Source organism: Acinetobacter sp. WZC-1 (assembly GCF_052544965.1).
Window position 1 is genome coordinate 2,696,978 of record NZ_CP199370.1, and the last position, 17,755, is coordinate 2,714,732.

General features: G+C 45.1%; 18 protein-coding genes and 1 pseudogene. 15 read left to right on the forward strand and 4 right to left on the reverse strand.

The window, feature by feature from the left end; all coding sequences use genetic code 11:
• Window positions 1-95 precede the first annotated feature (95 nt).
• The gene (locus ACT6PV_RS12485; protein WP_445116648.1) at window positions 96-971 is read left to right on the forward strand and encodes a metal-dependent hydrolase; all 876 of its coding nucleotides are present in this window, start codon (window positions 96-98) and stop codon (window positions 969-971) included.
• Window positions 972-1,019: 48 nt separating this feature from the next.
• Here ACT6PV_RS12485 and ACT6PV_RS12490 read toward each other — a convergent pair whose 3' ends face one another.
• On the reverse strand, window positions 1,020-2,015 hold the full coding sequence (locus ACT6PV_RS12490) for a DUF2804 domain-containing protein (protein ID WP_445117111.1): 996 nt from the start codon (window positions 2,013-2,015) through the stop codon (window positions 1,020-1,022).
• A 57-nt stretch (window positions 2,016-2,072) separates the two neighbouring features.
• Window positions 2,073-3,203, reverse strand: a complete 1,131-nt coding sequence (locus ACT6PV_RS12495; RefSeq protein WP_445116649.1) for a CaiB/BaiF CoA transferase family protein — start codon at window positions 3,201-3,203, stop codon at window positions 2,073-2,075.
• A 211-nt stretch (window positions 3,204-3,414) separates the two neighbouring features.
• On the opposite strand from ACT6PV_RS12495, the gene ACT6PV_RS12500 reads away from it, so the two are divergent.
• From ACT6PV_RS12500 to ACT6PV_RS12515, 4 genes are all read left to right on the forward strand, one after another.
• Window positions 3,415-4,425 carry an AraC family transcriptional regulator gene (locus tag ACT6PV_RS12500; RefSeq protein ID WP_445116650.1) on the forward strand — a complete coding sequence of 337 codons (1,011 nt, stop codon included), beginning with the start codon at window positions 3,415-3,417 and terminating at the stop codon, window positions 4,423-4,425.
• A gap of 255 nt (window positions 4,426-4,680) precedes the next feature.
• Window positions 4,681-5,886 (forward strand): acetyl-CoA C-acetyltransferase, encoded by a 1,206-nt coding sequence (locus ACT6PV_RS12505; RefSeq protein ID WP_445116651.1) that lies wholly within the window; start codon window positions 4,681-4,683, stop codon window positions 5,884-5,886.
• Between the two features lie 11 nt (window positions 5,887-5,897).
• A complete protein-coding gene (locus ACT6PV_RS12510; protein WP_445116652.1) occupies window positions 5,898-8,033 on the forward strand; it encodes a 3-hydroxyacyl-CoA dehydrogenase NAD-binding domain-containing protein in 2,136 nt (711 codons plus the stop codon).
• 195 nt (window positions 8,034-8,228) lie between these two features.
• Window positions 8,229-8,558, forward strand: coding sequence for a hypothetical protein (locus ACT6PV_RS12515; protein ID WP_445116653.1), 330 nt, complete (start codon window positions 8,229-8,231; stop codon window positions 8,556-8,558).
• Between the two features lie 53 nt (window positions 8,559-8,611).
• On the opposite strand, the gene ACT6PV_RS12520 is transcribed toward ACT6PV_RS12515, so the two are convergent.
• Window positions 8,612-9,049 (reverse strand): GNAT family N-acetyltransferase, encoded by a 438-nt coding sequence (locus ACT6PV_RS12520; RefSeq protein ID WP_445116654.1) that lies wholly within the window; start codon window positions 9,047-9,049, stop codon window positions 8,612-8,614.
• Window positions 9,050-9,086: 37 nt separating this feature from the next.
• Entirely contained in the window at window positions 9,087-10,304 is a 1,218-nt protein-coding gene (locus ACT6PV_RS12525) for a class I SAM-dependent methyltransferase (protein ID WP_445116655.1), read from the reverse strand.
• Window positions 10,305-10,403: 99 nt separating this feature from the next.
• Between ACT6PV_RS12525 and trhA the strand changes: the two genes are divergently transcribed.
• From trhA to ACT6PV_RS12575, 10 genes and pseudogenes are all read left to right on the forward strand, one after another.
• Window positions 10,404-11,045, forward strand: a complete 642-nt coding sequence (gene trhA / locus ACT6PV_RS12530; RefSeq protein ID WP_445116656.1) for a PAQR family membrane homeostasis protein TrhA — start codon at window positions 10,404-10,406, stop codon at window positions 11,043-11,045.
• A 139-nt stretch (window positions 11,046-11,184) separates the two neighbouring features.
• Window positions 11,185-12,498: an MFS transporter gene (locus tag ACT6PV_RS12535; protein WP_445116657.1), complete on the forward strand. Its 1,314-nt coding sequence runs from the start codon at window positions 11,185-11,187 to the stop codon at window positions 12,496-12,498.
• A 443-nt stretch (window positions 12,499-12,941) separates the two neighbouring features.
• Window positions 12,942-13,079 (forward strand): hypothetical protein, encoded by a 138-nt coding sequence (locus ACT6PV_RS12540; RefSeq protein ID WP_445116658.1) that lies wholly within the window; start codon window positions 12,942-12,944, stop codon window positions 13,077-13,079.
• 54 nt (window positions 13,080-13,133) lie between these two features.
• Window positions 13,134-13,721: a PAAR domain-containing protein gene (locus ACT6PV_RS12545; protein WP_445116659.1), complete on the forward strand. Its 588-nt coding sequence runs from the start codon at window positions 13,134-13,136 to the stop codon at window positions 13,719-13,721.
• 2 nt (window positions 13,722-13,723) lie between these two features.
• Window positions 13,724-14,269, forward strand: a complete 546-nt coding sequence (locus tag ACT6PV_RS12550; RefSeq protein WP_445116660.1) for a type VI secretion system amidase effector protein Tae4 — start codon at window positions 13,724-13,726, stop codon at window positions 14,267-14,269.
• The gene (locus ACT6PV_RS12555) at window positions 14,269-14,649 is read left to right on the forward strand and encodes a hypothetical protein (RefSeq protein WP_445116661.1); all 381 of its coding nucleotides are present in this window, start codon (window positions 14,269-14,271) and stop codon (window positions 14,647-14,649) included. The genes ACT6PV_RS12550 and ACT6PV_RS12555 overlap by 1 nt, the downstream gene beginning before the upstream one ends.
• Before the next feature lie 234 nt (window positions 14,650-14,883).
• Complete coding sequence (locus ACT6PV_RS12560) at window positions 14,884-15,291, forward strand: hypothetical protein (RefSeq protein ID WP_445116662.1); 408 nt, start codon at window positions 14,884-14,886, stop codon at window positions 15,289-15,291.
• 598 nt (window positions 15,292-15,889) lie between these two features.
• Complete coding sequence (locus ACT6PV_RS12565) at window positions 15,890-16,297, forward strand: hypothetical protein (RefSeq protein WP_445116663.1); 408 nt, start codon at window positions 15,890-15,892, stop codon at window positions 16,295-16,297.
• A gap of 48 nt (window positions 16,298-16,345) precedes the next feature.
• Window positions 16,346-17,304, forward strand: a pseudogene (locus ACT6PV_RS12570) (IS3 family transposase); the annotation flags it as partial.
• 59 nt (window positions 17,305-17,363) lie between these two features.
• Window positions 17,364-17,666, forward strand: a complete 303-nt coding sequence (locus ACT6PV_RS12575; RefSeq protein WP_445116664.1) for a hypothetical protein — start codon at window positions 17,364-17,366, stop codon at window positions 17,664-17,666.
• Window positions 17,667-17,755: the final 89 nt, after the last annotated feature.

A 17,755-nucleotide genomic window follows, 5' to 3' on the forward strand; every position in this document is an offset into this window, starting at 1 on the left:
GTCGTAAAATGTATAAAAAATGGCGATATCTGTCAAAACAATTTTGTAAAGCTCACCCATACTGAAAGCATCAAAAACCAGATCCGTAAAATAAAATGAATGTATCTGTCAAATATCAGGTTGATCCTGTGATTCGTACCCAGCTGGATTTCAGGCTGGATGAAGTCCCGCGTTTCTGGTTTGGCGGTGATCCATTCCGGACACGCATGTTCGATGCCTTAAGCCTGGCCTTTCCTGAAGGTGAGCGCTATTTTATTGAAAGTGTCCGGCTGTTCAGGCATAAAATTACCGATCCTGAGTTACAGCAAAAGGTCAGGGCCTTTATTCGGCAGGAAGCCCAGCATGGCATTGCCCATGACAAAATGAATCAAATGATGAAAGATCAGGGCATGCCTGTCGATCAGTTTGTAGCCATGATCAAAAAGATTCTACAATTTGAACTCAACAAGCGCTCTGCTCAATACAATATTGCCATGACTGCGGCGACTGAACACCTGACCGCACTGATGGCTGAAAGCTTTTATCGGCATAAAACCACTTTGCAGGACGCCCATCCTTATGTTCGTGCCTTATTTGCATGGCATGCCATTGAAGAAATGGAACACCGTGATGTCACTTTTGATGTCATGCAACAGGTCGGGGAAGTTCCGGAGCTTCTGCGCAGATTTGCTCTGATTTTTATATCCCTGATGCTTTTTAGCCTGACCCTGTACCGCACCAATATCATGCTGAAATATGATGGTTTTACAACATGGCAACGTATAGGCCTGATCTACCGGGGCCTGCCGTGGTTCTTCGGCAAACATGGCACGTTATCTGTTATGAAAGGTCAATACCTGGACTGGTTCAAGAGGGATTTTCATCCCTCACAGCATCCTGTTATCCGCCAGTATGACACCTGGCTGGAAACCCTGAAAAAAACAAATGATCCGATTGCGGCAGGCGATGCCTTCTGGCAGGCGGCTCTGTAAAACTCAGCACAGCCATACAGCAGGTATAAAACTCAAAATGGAACAGCATTACCATTTTGCATAATGTTGTTCCAGTAGAGCGTGGGCCCGATCGGGCCGGATGATTTCCAGTCCCCCGACCTGAATCTGTCCACTGATGCTGGCCTGCCATTGACTGAACCGGCTTCCAACCACATACAGATTCAGATTCTCCTGACTGCACCACCCTGTCTGGACCGAAAGCGTCAATTGCCCGTCCAGGCTGCGGATCTGCCAGCACTGTTCATCCTGTTGTTCAAACAGAACATCTGCAACAGGATACAGCACGCCATTGACCCATACACCATTTTCATTGCCAAAACTTTCATTGACCCCTGAGGCCAGATTCAGACCAATCCGGTTTCCCTGCACATCCCGAAAACTGGCCGAAAGCCAGAACCATGCAGTTTCCGGACGCAGGAAACCACAGCTGTCATCCAGCATGGCAAAGCTCAGCTCATTCAATTCAATACGCCTGCCCTGCCGGCCCATAAAACAACCTTCTACAGCCAGGGTGGTAAGTTTCTGTGTATAGGTCCAGCCATTAATGCCATTGGGACTGCTCAGACTCAATGGCGCTGTACCGGCACAGAAAATCCGGACGTTCAGGATTTCCTGGCCACGCTGTCTGACCCGAATATAACGCACATCATTGGCATGCCGCATCTCTATCTGAAAAGAAGCACAGTTAAAATGGCTATGGCTGCTTAACGGCTGTTCATCCACCACGGTATTCCGTCCGGGCAATGTACTGGTACGCCATTCCACCGCCTGACCCGTCTGATGGTCATAAATATAAATAAATCCATGCCCTGCCCAGCCAATATCAGCCATGGCAACGCCAATGCTGAAATGTTCGTGCTGAATGCTGCAAAATTTAAATTTTTTATATCTCAGCTTTTTACGCCATCCACTCAGGGTTTTACCGTAAGCGGTCCTGTAAATACAGCGCTCCACGCTGATGGCTGTGGGCAATTCGGTAAAACGCCCATAACGGGGCTGTCCATTTGACTGTATTAAATCCATTTCCAGTACTTCACTTTCTCTGTCCTGCACGTCGCTGGCCCGTATTCCACAATCAGGTTACCACGTCCCGGCGCCCAGTTGCTGACCGGTATGTCCATACTGCATTTCAGACCGTGAAAATTTAATCGGACAAGCCAGTTGTGGCTCCATTGTTTCAGCATCATTTTCAGCACGCACCGCCAGAGGTACATCCACCACCCACTGTCTTTCTTTTGCCAGGGTGGAATACAGGGCTTCATCCAGTTGCAGCACCGGTTCCACACAGACATCCAGCCCTGCAAAAATCTGCTGCCATGCAGTCAGTGAGCGGGTTTTTATTTTCTCACGAATTGCCTGCTTCACAGCTTTTCGGTCCTCAGCATGCAGTGAAGCCCCTTTTTCCAGCAGCAGAGGCAGCTCCAGCGCGGCTGCCAGTCCTGACATAAACTGAGGTTCAAGGCTGCCTATCGATAAATAATGACTGTCCTCAGTTTCATAATAATCATAAAAAGTGCCGCCATTCAGATGTGCCTGCTCTGCATACTGGGGCTGACCACCGGCCAGTACTGCCGCAGCCGCCATGGTATTCATGGGCACCACACAATCGGTCATGGCAATATCAATAGACTGCCCCAGACCACTGACCTGACGCTCAATCACTGCCGCCAGAATGGCAATCACTGCATGCAGGGAGCCACCGGCAACATCCGCCACCTGAATCCCCAGCGGCGGCGGTCCACTGACCTGACGTCCGCTGTGCCCTGCAATGCCGGACAATGCCATGTAGTTAATGTCATGCCCGGCTTTATCGCTGTAACTGCCCGTCTGTCCATAACCGGTGATGGAACAATAAATTAAACGCGGATTGATTTCAGCCAGTGTTGCATAATCCAGCCCCAGACGCTGCATAACTCCCGGACGAAACTGCTCCACCACAATATCAAATTCTGAAATTTTCTGTCTGATCAGCGCAATACTTTGCGGATTTTTTAAATCCAGTGCAATGGACTGCTTATTCCGATTTAAATAACTGTGTGCAGTCGCCTGACCATGCGCATACGGCGGCAGCAAACGGATCAGATCCGGGCGGGCTGGTGATTCAACATGCACCACGTCCGCGCCCATATCCGCAAGATACAAGGTGGCGAAGGGGCCAGGCAGCAAGGTTGAGAAATCCAGTATTTTTAGTCCATTCAGCGCAGCTGTCATACTTTTTTACCTGTATTCTGTTGATTTTTACCTCATATTAGAAATATAAAATCAACAAAACAATGTCATGTTCAGCCATTTACCTTGATCATTCCCGCCATTTAACATGGCGGATCAGGTCATTTACATCTTTGTAAATTGCCGGTTGAATATTTTTTAGCGTCATTTAGGTCAAATACAAGTGAATATCAAAGAGACTGAAGGATTTAGCATGAGCCGCGATACAATCAGTATCCATTTTGTCAACGCGGCGCTCACAGGGGCTAAACGCCTTGGCATGGATGTCGAGACCCTGCTTTCGCATGTCGGCATAGAAGCTGAATTATTGTACCAGCCCAAAGCCCGAATTTCACCCGAACAATACACCCGTTTTATTAAAATGTTATGGATGGTCACTCAGGACGAACATGCCGGATTCGATATCCAGCCACGCCGCCTGGGGACCTTCGCCATTATGTGTCAACTGATCATTCATGCAAAAACCCTGGGCAAGGCACTGGAACTTTCCTCGCAGTTTTATCAGCTGTTTGGGGATGAATGGTCGGTATCCCTTGCACGGGATAAACACGAAGCACGACTGGTTCCACTGATCCCGAAAAGTATGGATCCGGATCATTTCATTACCGAAAGTATGCTGATGATCTGGCATGGTCTGGCCTCGTGGTTAATCGGACGCCGAATTCCACTGGAGCGTGTGCATTTTGGTTATCCACGTCCACCGCATGCCGATGAATACGATGCCCTGTTTTTCGCACCGGTCATGCAATTTGACATGCCGCGCACTGAAATCACCTTTGCCGCAGATTATCTGGATTTGCCCATCCGTCAGGACGAGGCTTCACTGGAAGAGTTTCTGAAAGCCGCACCGGCCCAGTTACTGGTCAAGTTCAAAAACACCAATTCCCTGACCTCACGCATCCGCGAAGTTCTGAAAAGCCAGATTGGAGAGGAAATGCCAACGCTGAATGATGTTGCATCCATGCTGTATCTGTCACCGCAAACCCTGCGGCGTCGACTGGCAACAGAAGGCAAAAGTTATCAGGGGGTTAAGGATGCACTGCGCCGTGATGCCGCCATTCACTTACTGCTGAATCCCGACCTGACCCTTGAAGATGTTGCTCAACAGGTCGGTTTCAGTGAAACCAGCACCTTCCATCGCGCCTTCAAAAAATGGACCGGCGTAACACCTGGCCTGTACCGTCAGTTACACGGTTATCACTGAGTTTTCGGTTTCCCCGCCCGGCACCAGCCGGGCTTTTTTTATCTGTATATTCAGCCAGCAGCCCATCTGCCTTCATCGGTTCCATACAGCACCGATATCCTGTAACAAATCTGCCAGCATGGCAAAAAACATCAGGCCAGCAAGACATTCCCGCCATTGCACTCTGTCATCCACTCGCTACACTCAGATCAGTATTATTGGTTTTTATCCCTCCATTAAGCGCATCAATTTAAAAATCATCAATAAGGAACAGCCATGAGCGAGGCATACATCATTGACGCCATTCGCACCCCACGCGGAAAAGGAAAAAAACAGGGTTCACTGTATGAAGTGAAACCCATCACTTTACTGACCACCCTGCTCAATGAGCTACAGCAGCGTCATCAGCTGGACACCTCCAGCGTGGACGATATTGTACTCGGCTGTGTTACACCCATTGCCGATCAGGGCGGTGATATTGCAAAAACTGCGGCCATTGCTGCAGGCTGGAACAATGATGTCGCCGGTGTTCAGATTAACCGTTTCTGTGCCTCCGGCCTGGAAGCGGTCAATCTTGCGGCACAGAAAGTCCGTTCCGGCTGGGAAGACCTGGTGGTGGCAGGAGGCGTGGAATCCATGTCACGTATTGCAATGGGTTCCGATGGCGGCCCCTGGGCGCTGGATCCTGAGACCAACTTAAAATCGGGCTTTGTCCCACAGGGTATTGGTGCAGATCTGATTGCAACACTGGACGGCTATAGTCGTGAAGATGTCGATGCATTTGCCGCCAGTTCCCAGCAAAAGGCAGCTGCCGCCCAGGCCAATGGCTATTTTGATCGCTCCATTGTGACCATTAAAGACGCTGCAGGTGTCACTATTCTGGCAAAAGACGAATTCATCAGGCCGTCCACCACAGCCGAAGAACTGGCAAAACTGAACCCGAGCTTTGAAATGATGGGACAGATGGGCTTTGATGCCGTGGCCTTGCAGAAATACCCTGAAGCACAGAAAATCAGGCATGTGCATCATGCCGGAAATTCCTCCGGCATTGTCGATGGTGCTGCTGTGGTCTTACTGGCTTCAGAAAAAGCCGTCAGGGAACAGGGGCTGAAACCCCGCGCCAGAGTCCTGGCCACTGCACTGGTGGGCACAGATCCAACCATCATGCTTACCGGCCCGGCCCCGGCTGCCCGTAAGGCACTGGCAAAGGCAGGTCTGAGCATTGATGATATTGACCTCTTTGAAGTCAATGAAGCATTTGCCTCGGTGGTGATGCGGTTTATGAATGAGCTGCAGGTTCCTGCTGAAAAAGTCAATGTCAACGGTGGCTCAATCGCACTGGGGCACCCATTGGGCGCAACAGGCGCCATGATACTGGGCACCCTGCTGGATGAACTGGAACGTCAGGGTAAAAAACGTGGTCTGGCCACCCTGTGTGTTGGTGGCGGTATGGGTATTGCCACCATTATTGAGCGGGTATAAGGAGAAAAACAATGAGCGCAATTCAATTTGAAAAAAATGCTGACGGCATTGTTATTCTGACCCTGGACTCCCCCAACCAATCTGCAAACACCATGAATGCTGACTTTCGGATAGCGCTGGAACAGACTGTAAAACAGCTGAAAGCGGAAACCGGAATCAGCGGTATTATTTTCCGTTCAGCAAAAAAGACTTTCTTTGCCGGTGGGGATCTGGATGAGCTGATTCAGGTGCGTCCGGAAGATGCCACTGAATTTTTCCAGATGGTGGAAAAATTGAAGGCTGAGCTTCGTTATATCGAAACCCTGGGCGTTCCTGTGGTTGCAGCACTGAATGGTACCGCGCTTGGTGGCGGCTGGGAACTTGCTCTGAGCTGTCATTATCGTATTGCCCTGAATGACTCCAGAACCCGGTTCGGTTTGCCTGAAGTCACACTGGGCCTGCTGCCAGGCGGTGGCGGCATTGCCCGCATGGTGCGGTTACTGGGTTTACAGAATGCCTTTCCCTTTCTGCTGGAAGGCAAGCAATTTAATGTCGATAAAGCCAGATCACTGGAGCTGGTTCAGGACACGGCAGACACTGAACAGGAACTGATGGATAAAGCCACGGCCTGGGTCAAAGCCAATGCCAGCTCACAACAGCCTTTTGACGTCAAAGGATATAAAATTCCAGGAGGCGACCCGAAAACACCGGCAGTTGCTCAGATGCTGGCGATTGCACCAGCCATGCTGCGTGATAAAACCAAAGGCTGCTATCCTGCCCCGGAAGCGATTATGGCAGCGGCGGTTGAAGGTGCCCAGGTTGACTTTGATACGGCATTGCGGATTGAATCACGTCACTTCACACAACTGGCCACCGGTCAGATCGCCAAAAATATGATTGGCACCTTCTGGCATGGCCTGAATGCAATTAAAGCCGGTGCAAGCCGACCGGCAGATATTGCCCACTGGCAGGCCACCCGTGTCGGCATACTGGGGGCTGGCATGATGGGCGCTGGGATTGCCTACTCTACCGCTGTCAAAGGGATTCCTGTTGTCCTGAAGGATGTCTCTGCTGAAAATGCAGAAAAAGGCAAGGCCTACAGCCAGCAGCTGCTCGACAAACGAGTTTCACAAGGGCGGATGAGCGCTGAAAAACGCAATCAGATTCTCAGCCTGATCACAGCAACCGCCAGTGCTGAAGACTTAAAAGGCTGTGATCTGATCATTGAAGCCGTGTTTGAAAACCAGCAACTGAAAGCAAAAGTGACCCAGGAAGCAGAAGCTTTCCTGGCTGAGGGAGGCGTCATGGCGTCCAACACCTCCACGCTGCCTATTACCGGTCTGGCCGAAGCAAGTAAAAATGATCAGCACTTTATTGGTCTGCATTTTTTCAGCCCGGTCGATAAAATGCCACTGGTTGAAATTATCAAGGGACACAATACCTCTGCGGAGACCCTGGCAAAAGCCTATGACTATGTGCAGCAGATTGGTAAAACCCCGATTGTGGTCAACGACAGCCGTGGTTTCTTCACCAGTCGTGTATTTGGAACCTTTGTACAGGAAGGCCTGCGCCTGCTGGCCGAAGGAGTTCATCCGGCGCGGATTGAAATGGCAGCCCTGAAAGCAGGCATGCCGGTTGGGCCATTAGCCATTCAGGATGAAGTCTCACTGACACTGTCTGAACATGTTGTGGCTGAAACACGCAAGGCACTCCAGGCAGAAGGCAGGGATTTACCGCACTCCGATGCCGATGAAGTCATTGCAACCATGATCCACACGTTTGACCGCAAAGGCAAAACCGCAGGTGCCGGTTTCTACGACTATCCAGCAGGCGGTAAAAAGCATTTATGGGATGGGTTGCGTCACTGGAAAAAAGAAGTTGATATTTCTGAGCAGGAAATGATTGATCGCTTCCTGTTTGTTCAGGCACTGGATACCCTACGCTGTTATGAAGAAGGTGTGCTTGAGTCAGTTGTCGATGCCAATATCGGTTCCATTTTCGGTATCGGGTTTGCGCCGTGGAGTGGCGGTGCCTTACAGTTCCTGAACCAGTATGGTTTAAACAGGGCACTGACCCGTGCCAATGGACTGGAAGCAAAATATGGGGCACGTTTCAAAGCACCTGAAATGCTAAAGAGCACGGCGCAGTCCGGTGGAGTCATCCAGTGAGCATCGGCCAATGGCCTGTGTTCATACAATACTGATCCTGCTGACAGAGGAATAATGAATGTTCCTCTGTCAGGCCTTATATTGCAGTATCCGCAGCGCCATTCGTTGTAGATCCTGTTGTTTTGACCTGATTTTTGGGGCAGATTGTGCTATAAATAAAACGAATCTCCGATTTTTTCCCGCTGGAATCCATTCATGAATGACATGACCTCTCCTGAAAAATCACCGTGGGGCTGGAAAGCCTTGATCATTGCTTTTATCCTGAGCGCATTTTTCCTGGGTTTTTTCTACCTTGCCGTCAGCAATGAACCTGATTACATGCCAAGCCAAAAGCAGCAGCACACCCATCAGACGGCGTTTAAAAATGCCCCGGTCATGTCTCAGGAAGCATTGGTTGAAGCACAGCAGCACAAGCAAGCTGCAATGCAGATGCAAATGTCTGACGAAAAAATGGATAAGATGCAGATGTCTGATCAGGACATGAGCCATATGCAACACGGTACGCATTCAGAACAGACGCACTAATCCCCCCGGGCATCCCTGTTCTGTGCCTGGGTTCTGCCGGCAATGAAATCTTTTCAGGACTGTAAAATTAATTCCATATCCACATGGGGAATGCCGCAGTCCAGATATTGTCCGCCCTGAACCTTAAAACCGAAATGTTCATAGAACTGAATCGCATGCACCTGAGCAGACAGAATCAGATTTGCCCGTTGTTCATTTTCAGCATGACGGATAATCTCCTGCATCAGCAGCATGCCTGCACCTTTTCCACGATAAGCACTCAGTACAGCCACCCGACCAATACTGTTGTTCGGCAACAGTCTTGCCGTGGCAATGGCTTGTTGCTCATGACAGACAATAAAGTGCAGACTGACGGCGTCCTGGTCATCCCATTCATCCTCAGCGGCAATCTGCTGTTCCTGAATAAACACCTGTTCACGAATAAATCGTGCATCCTGCTGCAATATAGGCCAGCTGCCTGAACGGACTGTAAACTGAGACACAGGATTCATCTTCTCACCCATAAACCCACTGATTTTAAAAACACTATCAGCATTTCAAACCAACATTCTGCTGGTCCCACTGATGATTCAGCAACAGTTCCAGCGAATGCCGCTGAATGCCATACATGTCCTTAAGTGCCTGAATCTGCGCCAGCACAGCAGGATCAGGTACAACGGCATGCTGATTTCTGGTGGCCAGAATCATTTTATTTTTACTGGTATGTTCCAGTGACACAAATTCAAACACCCGAGTGTCATAACCATAGGCTTTCAGCAATAAGGCACGCAGGGTATCAGTCAGCATTTCAGCCTGCTGTCCGGCATGAATGCCAAACTGTAACATTGGCTGCAAGACCTTCGGGCTTTTTAATTGTGGACGCAATTCCTTATGACAGCACGGCGCGCACATGATCATTGATGCATTCAGACGAATACCGCTATGAATGGCAAAATCCGTCGCCACATCACAGGCATGCAGGGCAATCATGACGTCCAGATGCTCAGGCTGGTAGGTTCTGACATCACCCTGGAAAAAATCCAGTTGCGTGAACTGATTGTCCATGGCCACTTGCTGGCAGAACGCCACCATTTTTTCACTCAGCTCCACGCCGGTCACAAAGGGTAATTGATGCTGTTTTGCCAGGTAATCATATAAAGCAAAGGTCAGATAACCCTTCCCCGAACCGAAATCCACCACACGCAACCCATTGTCCGGCTGCGGAATCTGCTGCAATGCGCCAGAGAAAATTTCGATGAATTTATTGATCTGCTTCCACTTACGCGCCATTGCGGGAATGACCTGCTGACCGGCATCAGTAACGCCCAGATCATACAGAAACGGGCTGTGCTGATCGACATAGCGTTTTTTCTCGCGGTCATGCTGCTGTATCGGTGCGGCCTGACTGGATGTTTTAATCTTACTGTGACTCAGCATGGCTTTCTTCTTATTTTTCTTCAGCTGGATGTCCTGGTCCCGGGTCAGCAAATTGGCCTGCCGGCACTGCGCCAGTAATTCGGCAATCTGCAATTCAGCTTCTGCAAGCGGATGGTTTTTGGTCACATCCCGGGTTTTATAGCGGTACAGGCAGCTCAGGGCCGGTTCATTCTGAAGCTGAATCATCCGCAGACTGACTTTTTCGGGCGGCTCCTGTTCACCCTGAAACTGGCTGAACACCATCCGCTCAAAATTTTGCGTTTCAATGGCTTGCTGAACAAGCGCCAGGAATTGCTGTTCCTCAACTGAGGGCGAAACCGGCTGAGACATAGGCTGCATCCGAATAAATGAAGCCGTGATTTTAAAGCCTCTTACCTAAAAGGTAAAACTGCATTACTATACATTTGTACTTTTAATCATCCAGAAACTATGCCAACAGCCCCAATACAGTCCTATGATCCATTGGAAGAACAGATTAACGCCTATAGTCATGCATGTGGCGCGGTCCTCGCCGTGATTGGCACAATTTTCATGCTGATAAAGGGCAATGGCCTGCCGAGCTGGCAATTCACCGGCCTGGTCATTTATGGACTGAGTATGATCATGCTGTTCACAAGCTCTGCCATTTATCACTTTGCAGTGGATCCAGCAAAACGCAACTGGTATAAAAAACTGGACCATACTGCCATTTATTATTTGATTGCCGGGACCTACACCCCTTTTCTGGCGATTGCCATTCCCACGGCAAAAGCACATGGCCTGCTCATTGCACTGTGGGTTATTGCGGCAATCGGTACATTGTTCAAACTGGTGTTCATTCATCGTTTTCAGAAAATTTCACTGCTTGCCTACCTGATCATGGGATGGCTTGCACTGCTGGTCATGGATGACATGCAACGTTTTTTACGTCCGGAAGCCATTCAGCTGCTCATCGTCGGCGGACTTGCCTATACCATCGGTGCATTGTTTTATGCCTTAAAACGAGTAAGATACACTCATGCCATCTGGCATATTTTTGTTTTGATAGGTGCTGGATCACATTTCCTGGCGATCTATCTTTATGTGATTTAATCCTTAAATCTCTCAGTTTCAGCCATCCTGAAAAGGGGTAAATCCGGATTAATTCCCTTATTTTTTTAAAAATCACATCTTTATTTAAAAAGATGGGTCCTTAGAAATCATTTTACTTTTTCAAAGTGTAAGGTCTACCATGACGATTTTATCCGATACCACCACGACTGAAATTATAAAAAACTCCAAGGCCCGGGTACTTTTCGCAAGTCTCGTCGGCACAACCATCGAATTTTTTGATTTTTATATTTATGCAACAGCTGCTGTCATTATCTTCCCGCACCTGTTTTTCCCGGTAGGTACAGACCCAATGACTGCAACCATCCAGTCATTGGCGACATTTGCCATCGCATTCATTGCCCGCCCCATTGGTGCCGCGCTGTTCGGCCATCTGGGTGACCGGATTGGCCGTAAAGCCACGCTGGTTGCCGCCTTACTGACCATGGGAGTTTCCACCGTATGTATTGGTTTGCTTCCCACTTATGCACAAATTGGTATTGTTGCACCTTTACTGCTTGCACTGTGCCGTCTTGGACAGGGACTCGGGCTGGGCGGTGAATGGAGTGGTGCCGTACTGCTGGCCACTGAAAATGCACCCGAGGGGAAACGCGCCTGGTACGGCATGTTTCCCCAGTTGGGCGCGCCGATTGGCTTTATTCTGGCCACCGGCTCATTCCTGACCCTGGGTGCATTCATGTCTGAACAGGACTTTCTGCAATGGGGCTGGCGCATCCCATTTATTGCCAGTGCCCTGCTGGTCATTGTTGGTTTATGGATTCGTCTGAAACTGCATGAAACACCGGCATTCCAGAAGGTTCTAAACCAGCAGAAAGAAGTCAGAATCCCTGTAAAAACCGTAGTAACTCAGCATTTCCGGACCCTGGCACTGGGTACCATTGCTGCCATCTGTACCTTTGTGGTCTTTTATCTGACCACGGTATTTTCACTGAACTGGGCAACCAATCAACTTGGCTATTCACGTACTGAATTTCTGGAACTTCAGCTGGTGGCAACCCTGTGCTTTGCAGGTTTTATTCCTCTCTCTGCCATTTTTGCCGAAAAATTTGGCCGTAAAACCACATCCATTGGTGTCTGTATTATTGCGGCACTCTTCGGCCTAGTCTTTTCCAGCATGCTTGAGTCCGGCAATACCATGATCGTATTCCTGTTCCTGTGTACCGGGCTTGCCATCATGGGTATGACCTATGGTCCAATCGGTACAGTGCTTTCTGAACAGTTTCCAGTGTCCGTGCGTTATACCGGTTCTGCCTTGGCCTTTAATCTGGCCGGTATTTTCGGTGCTTCCTTTGCACCGGTCATTGCCACTGAACTAGCAACCAAATATGGCTTACAGGCGGTGGGGTACTATCTGAGCGCAGCAGCCATTCTGTCATTGCTGGCCTTCCTGGCGATTCGTGAAACCCGCCATGATGATGTCAATAATCAAATTTAAAGCTGATCTGAACCTTAAAGCCAGCATGATTGCTGGCTTTTTAATGAAACCGGCAATTGATGCTGAACCAGACAACAATCCTGTAAAAAAGCTGAAATAATGTACAATAAAAATAAGGGCCTTAGAACGTTAAAAAGGATTGTTACAGAGTAATTTAAAGCAAATTGAGGTATAAGTTAGCATGGCGATGATTAAAGCCATACTCGGGTTTTATCCATTTTGTGGCTCAAAAAGTGCATCAGCTATATATAATGGGCCGAAAAGCTTTTAAAAAATTTTAAAAACTAAAAAGGAAAAGCAGTCGTGCCCTGCTAAAGCCCGGATGTTTTAACCTCGCTTCACTCACTTTGTTAAGCTGTTGATTTATGGAATAAGGTGTATAGGCCATAGCCATCTCACTTTTTGTATGTTATTTTGATTAGAATAATTTTAAGGATATAAAAATGACCAGTCCTATTTTTCTAAATGAACTACCCATTGGACAATTAAAACAAATGTCTCAAGAAGATATTGAACAGACAATTAAAGCAGAACAGCTTTATGTCCAATATAGACCAGAAATCTTTATCACCTTGCTATAAATGGGGCTAAAACCAGGAATGAAAATTTCTTAAAACGAGAAGAGGATGTTCAACATGGTTAAAGGTTTTGCGATTCATAATTCCATGACTACTCACGGTGGAATTATTCAGGCAACACAGCAACGTGCATCTCAAATGGGGAATTTATTTCTACGTGCAGGAGATGGTCACTACTGTCCTCAGTGTAAGTGCTGGTCAACAATACAGCCAAGTCATAATCATATTATTATGTATGGTCAACCAGTCGCTTATGTTGATGATTTACTCAGTTGTGGTGCGAGAATTTTACCTAAACAATCTCATGTGGTTGGAGATAGTGGGAGTCCCTCTTATAAGGATATGAGTAATAGCTTTATAGGTGAAAATAAATTACCCAAAAATATAAATAAAATTTCATGGAGTTATGGAGAGGAATTAGCAACTCTTAATGAAAAGTCCAGATATTATGATGATTTAAATATACATATTGAAACAACAGGCTATTTAATTGGGGAATCAGTAATATTAACTATCGAGCCAGAAGAATCAGATATTAACACTTTTGAAAAGTTTACTGTGTCTATAAAAATAGAAAGTGATGGTAGTGGAATATTCAAAAATGTTTTTCATGGCAAAAAAATGTTAATTGATACGGAATATTAATAATGGGTACAGGTATAAGAGCAAGCGCCGGTGGTCAGACAGCAAGAGTCCAGGTAAATAGACCACTATTTACAGATTTATGGAAAAACTATCCAGTAAAAATGGCCGCAGGCGATGTTTATGGAATGGTTGGAGGACAAGCTAATGCCTTATATGTAGAGAATCCTATAGGTTATGCAAATGCGTGTGCCCTTAGATTAAGCCGATCATTAAATTATGGTGGAATGCCGATAAAACCATCGACAGAAGGATATAAAGTAAAAGGAGCTGACAATAAGCCATATCTTTTACGCGTTCGTGAAATGATCACATTTGTTAAGAAAAACTTTGGTAAGGCTGATACTTTTTTTAAACCAAATAAGAATGAAGATGTATCTTCTCAGTTGAAAGGGAAACAGGGAATTATTATTTTTAGAGTAACTGGTTGGGACGATGCTACTGGGCATGTTACTTTATGGAATGGTGCTGATTGTGGTGACAGTTGTTATTTTATACATGATCGACCATCTGTAAGAACTACAGAAATTCTATTTTGGAACTTAAGATAATGAAAATCATTTTTTTTATATTGTCAATATTTTTACTAAATGATTGCTATGCTCAAACAAATACTATAGCCTCCTTAACTACAGATGAATCTAACTTAAAAAATTTTGGTTTTACTTATTGCTTAAGTAAAGCTGATGATACAGCTCTAAAAGCTGAAGCATCTTTGGCAATGGGAGGGTACTTCCAGCTTGGAAACTATACTGAAGATGCGTATTTAAATATTAAGAACCATATAGATAAGTATATGGCAGGAAAAAACAGCACCTATCAAAGTACGGGAAAACCTTCCTATCTTATTCAGTGTTTAGAACTATATAATTCTTTAAGTTACTTTAAAAAAGTAAAAAAACAAAAAGAATTTATAATAAAGAACCAATAGGTGAAATTAGCTAGTTTTCCTGAAATTAACATAATATGGTTTATGCTTAGCCTAAGATGATATAATAAAAAATGCCACTATTGGAACTATATTGCCATGTGTCAGGCAGGTCATAAGGAAAAACTTAAAAATTTGGTGAGTTCCCAAAAAACTGAAGATCATAAACAAATCTACGAAACCATGTGTCGAAATCTTAGACTATTATCTGAAATGAGAAAAATGGGGGACTAATAATTGAAAAATATTAAAATATCTATAATTTTATCACTAAGCTTGACTACTGGGTGTACTCAAGCCAATAAATCAAATGAAATAACAGAAAAAGATTTTGAACAAGCAAGTGAAGCCTCTTTATATGCTCAATTTAATCAACTTTATTACACTAAATATATTTTTAAAGCTGCGTATAAAGATGCAACTCAAATTTCTGAAACTAATGATCAATTATTTAATTTTGCAGCTTTTCAAATGCACTCAATACAAATCACATATGAATCTTTAGGAATAAATTTTGAAAATGATTTGAAACTAATGTCTTTAGGTAAAAAAAGTAAGATGACTATAGATGCCTTAGATTCATTGTGTATAAGTAATAAATTTCTTAAAAAATACTCAAAAACGAAATCAGAAAAAAATATATAAATTTCTGAAGACCAAAATGAATTGATTGAAAATTCTTTGTCAGAGCAACAAAAAATTGAAGATATCATAGGAGACATTGACAACCCTTTAAATGATTTGATTTGTGAAAGCTTATAAGAAGGGATGGCACTGCTCCAAATTTGCAGGGTTGTCTGTAGTAGAGGAAACTCTTTTTTATGGGTCCAAGCTTGATTTATGAAATGCAGCAAGCATGATATCATAGGAAACTGTATATCCGAACTGATTCTTAAAGAGTGGAACGAGGTCTTTTGCCTGTGGAAGCGTTGTATTTTTCACGAATATAGCCACATGTGAATTAAGAGCTACATCTCTTTAAATCTGATAGGCTTTGTGCATAAATATTTTGTAACCATATAATTTTAAAAAATTTGATTTATTTTCAGCCAAAGATTAAATATATTAAAATCAATATCTTATGCAATTTCGCAACAAAGCCGCCTGATTTACAAGTTGTAAAAGTAAAACTTACTTTAGGATATACGGCACAATATAATGGAGCTGTTGGGCAAGTAATTCCCATGCCATCGTCTGTATCTTACGTATTTAGCATAAGCTCTGTTGCCAGGAAAATATAAAAATGCTTTTAAAAAAAAGAGTATTAAAGTTATGCTTACTAAGTATAGTTATTAGTGGTGGTTTTGCTTGCGGGTATGAAAAAAATAATTTTGAAAATAAGTTAGCATCAGATTTAGAGAAAAAAAGTAAGTTATCTGCCAGTGATCGAAAATCCATAGAAGAATACAACCAAATTAGTGAGCATTTAAAAAATGGAGATGAAATAAAATTTCATCAAGAATTAAGACTGTTTTTACCTAAAGCTCTAAAAATACAGAACAATCAAGAAAGAAATAATATTCTTATGAATATTTATATGCAAACTGAGCAATATGGTGAGGCTTATAAGCTGAATGAACTACAAATAGAACAAAATCCAACAGCAAATAAAATAGCATTTAGATGCCAGTGTCGACTTCCCTTAAACTGAGACATCCATAACTGGAGTTTTCTGATTAAATAAGGTCAGGAGACAGTCATGAAGAAATCACGATTTACCGAGAGCCAAATCATCAGCATTTTGAAAGAAGCAGATGCTGGGATGAAAGTGGATGATATCTGCCGTAAGCATGGTATTGGCAATGCCACCTATTATGTCTGGAAAAGCAAATACGGCGGTATGGAAGCATCTGACGTTAAGCGCATGCGTGAGCTGGAAGAAGAAAATGCCAGACTCAAAAGGATGTTTGCGGAACTCAGTCTGGAGAACCATGCCATGAAGGAACTGTTTTCAAAAAAGGGTTGGTGACAGCAGATCAGCGAGAATGCGTTCGTATTCTGGCTTCACTTGGGTTAACTGTATTACAGGCCTGTCGCCTGAGTGGACTAAGTCGAGCCAGCTATTATCGGCAAAGCACGAGCTGGCGCAAACGGGATGCTGCTGTCATTGATGCATTAAATCAGGTGTTAAAACAATCTCCCCAGTCTGGCTTTTGGAAGTGTTTTGGTCGCATACGTCGGCAGGGTTATGACTGGAATCATAAACGTGTTTATCGGGTTTACTGCCAGATGGGATTGAACTTACCCCGTCGACAGAAACGAACGTTGCCCCAGCGTATTGCACGACCACTGCAAGTGGTTGCACAAGCCAACCATCAATGGGCGCTGGATTTTATGAGTGACAGTCTGTATTGCGGTAAACGATTCCGTACCTTGAATATAGTTGATGAGGGGACTCGCGAATGTCTGGATATAGAAGTAGACACCTCGTTACCGGCTGAGCGTGTTGTCAGAGTATTGGATCGACTGGCTCAACAACGTAGCTTGCCGAAGCAGCTTCGTGTTGATAATGGTCCCGAACTGATATCTGCGCGATTGCTGGACTGGTGTAAAGATCAAGGCATTGAAGTGGTGCATATACAACCTGGGAAGCCACAGCAGAATGCTTTTATTGAGCGATTTAATGGTTCGTTTAGGCGGGAGTTTCTCAATGCGTATTACCCCCTGCGGTGTACAGGGTGAAACTGGAAAACTCCAGTTTAGAAGTGTCTCAATAAATGGGAAGTGGACACCAGCTTCTGGAATTTTTAAAGAAAGAAAAAAATATAAAAAAACAATGTTATGAAATATCAGCTAAATCAATAAAAAAAGAATTAAATCGTATTTCTAAAAGTGACCCTATGTATAGCTATGCTGAATTCACATATTTTTTAGAAATGTATAGGGCTGGACATCTTGAATATAAGGAAAAAATGCAAGAATCCCTCTCATCAATAACAGATGAATCAATAAAAATAAATGCAAATATCTGGTATGAGGATGCAATATTCGGTGAAACTAAGAGACATAGCCAAATGTGAATTAAGAGCTACATCTCTTTAAATCCGATATCTAAAGCCTCATTGATAACTATGTACCCCAATACCGGCATTGCCTGAATGAAAAAAGG